We start from the raw sequence: 2,091 nt of genomic DNA, 5'->3' as shown, positions 1-2,091 counted from the left end.
CCGGCTGCTGCGCCGCCGGTTCCGGCGGTGGCGGCTGCTGCCGCGGCCTTGCGGGCGGCGTTCTCGGCGTGGGCCTTGGCGATCTGCGCTCCTGCGCCGCCGGCGCGGTGGATGGACTCGCCGTCGGTGCCGTCGGCCGCCCAGTGCACGAACTTGAAGACGGCATAGGGGCACAGCAGCACTAGGATCATGATCACGATGCCGGACATGACGTCGGCGAGGGCGGCGATGCCGTCGGTGGCGTCGGTCTTGCCCATGGCGGCGATGCCGAGCACGAAGATCACAGTCATCAGCAGCTTGCTGACGACGAGGGTGGCGGTGGCTTCGATCCAGCCCTTGCGCCAGCGGCGTGCGACTTCCCAGCCGCCGCCGGCGGACGCGAAGACGGCCAGGGTGACCATGACGAGGATGCCGACCTTGCGGACCATCATCACGCACCAGTAGAGGAAGGCGCCGATGGCGGCGCCGAGACCGACGACGACCGGGACGAGCCAGCCGAGTCCGGCCAGGGACCCGATCTGGCTGACCTTCACGATGCGGCGCACGGCCGACTCGATGCTCAGGTGCGCGGTCTTGAACAGGCCGTCGCTGACGGCGTCGACGACTTCGACGGCGACCGTGGTCAGGGCGATGGCGCAGAACGCGAACAGGACCCCTGACATGGTGCCGGTGAACGCCTGGGTGAGGGCTTGTCCGTCGCGTCTGACGGCGGCCCGGACGAGCTGCGCGCAGAAGGTGGCGACCAGCAGGACCAGGCCCAACGGCAGCAGCATCTCGTAGTTGTCGCGGAACCATCCGGCGTTCAGGTCGACCCTCGTGGTGGTGTTGACCGCCTTGGCGGCCAAGTCGGCCGCTGCCGCAGCTAGCTCACCTGCGGACTTCGCCATCCAGTCACCGATGGCCTTGCCAGGGTCCGAGGCGAAATCGACCGCGTCGCCGACGGCACAGAGCTTGTCCGCCAGGGGGTAATCACAGAAACCCACGGGGAATTACTCCTCCTTATCTCGTGTCAGGCGCGGGTCACTGCGTGACGCTCGGAGCGATGGCGGCAAGGGCACAGTCGTGGCCGGGGCGGCACTGCACGGCGAGGGTCACGGCGCGGTCCTCGGCTCCGCCGCCGCCCTTCTTCCAGGCGATCTGCTGCTTGCCGTTGACGGTGACGACGTAGATGTACGCCTCGGTGATCGCCGAGGGGTCCTCCGCGAGGGCCTGCTTGAACGCGCCCGGGTAGTGGCCTTCGGTGACGCGGGCGGTGGCGTGCTGGTCCTGGCCGGCCATCCGCGACCACAGCAACGGATCAGGGACCTGGCCGGAGATGGACGCCCAGTCGGCGTAGGTGGGCTCCTTGGTCATCCACTCGCGCATGCCGGCGAGCTGCTGGTCGTGACTGGTGTCGCGGGTGTTGTAGGACCACAGCATCTGGGCTGCTGCCTTGGCGTACGCGACCGGCTCGGAGATCTGCGGCGGCTTGGGCACGGAACCGGCGTCAGCCTCGGGTTTCGGGGCGGGGGCCTCGGAGGAGGACGGGCTGTGCGTCGCGGCTGGCCCGGCAGCGGTCGGATCCCGGTGGGCGTTGCCGCTGCCGGACAGCCAGGCGACGGCTGCGGCGATGGTGAGCAGGACGGTGACGACCAGAGCGACGATGGCGATGCGTCGGTTGGCCGACCAGCCGACGCCGTAAGAGGTCAGCGAGAGGGTGGTGAATCGGTTCCGCATCAGTGGACCTGCGAGCCGAGGGTGGAGAAGAACGCGACGATTCCGTTCGCGGCGCCGAGGCCGAGGGCGGCGCCCGCGGCGACGACGGCGCCCTTCTTGCCGTTGGCCTCGGCCTGGTGGCCGCCGGTGTGGTGCCCCCATGCCCACACGCCGAGCGAGACGGCGAGGGCGCCGACGACGGCGATGATCCCGAACATGTTGATCGAGTTGACGACGTTCTTCAGCACGCTGAGCCCGGGCAGGCCGCCGCCCTTGGGCGAGATCCCTGGGTCGTAGGCGAGCTGGATGACGCGGTCTGCGAGAGGGAGGGACATAGGTGTGGCGGGGCTCCTTGCATACGCGGGCCAGACGAGGGGCCGGCGGGGGGAGGGGAAG

Annotated in this window: 3 protein-coding genes; all 3 read right to left on the bottom strand. The window is 69.7% G+C overall.

All coding sequences use genetic code 11. The features are described from left to right. Window positions 1-983, bottom strand: a 983-nt coding sequence (locus N4P33_RS34900; RefSeq protein ID WP_260830924.1) for an ATP-binding protein, incomplete at its 3' end; no start/stop codon positions are given. A gap of 37 nt (window positions 984-1,020) precedes the next feature. Further along, window positions 1,021-1,716, bottom strand: coding sequence for a hypothetical protein (locus N4P33_RS34895; protein WP_260830923.1), 696 nt, complete (start codon window positions 1,714-1,716; stop codon window positions 1,021-1,023). Then, a complete protein-coding gene (locus N4P33_RS34890) occupies window positions 1,716-2,030 on the bottom strand; it encodes a DUF6112 family protein (protein WP_006143162.1) in 315 nt (104 codons plus the stop codon). Before N4P33_RS34890 ends, N4P33_RS34895 begins: the two co-directional genes overlap by 1 nt. Window positions 2,031-2,091 lie beyond the last annotated feature (61 nt).

The sequence above is a fragment of the Streptomyces sp. 15-116A genome (genome assembly GCF_025290915.1).
Classification (GTDB): domain Bacteria; phylum Actinomycetota; class Actinomycetes; order Streptomycetales; family Streptomycetaceae; genus Streptomyces.
This window is presented reverse-complemented; position numbering and strand designations above follow the sequence as displayed.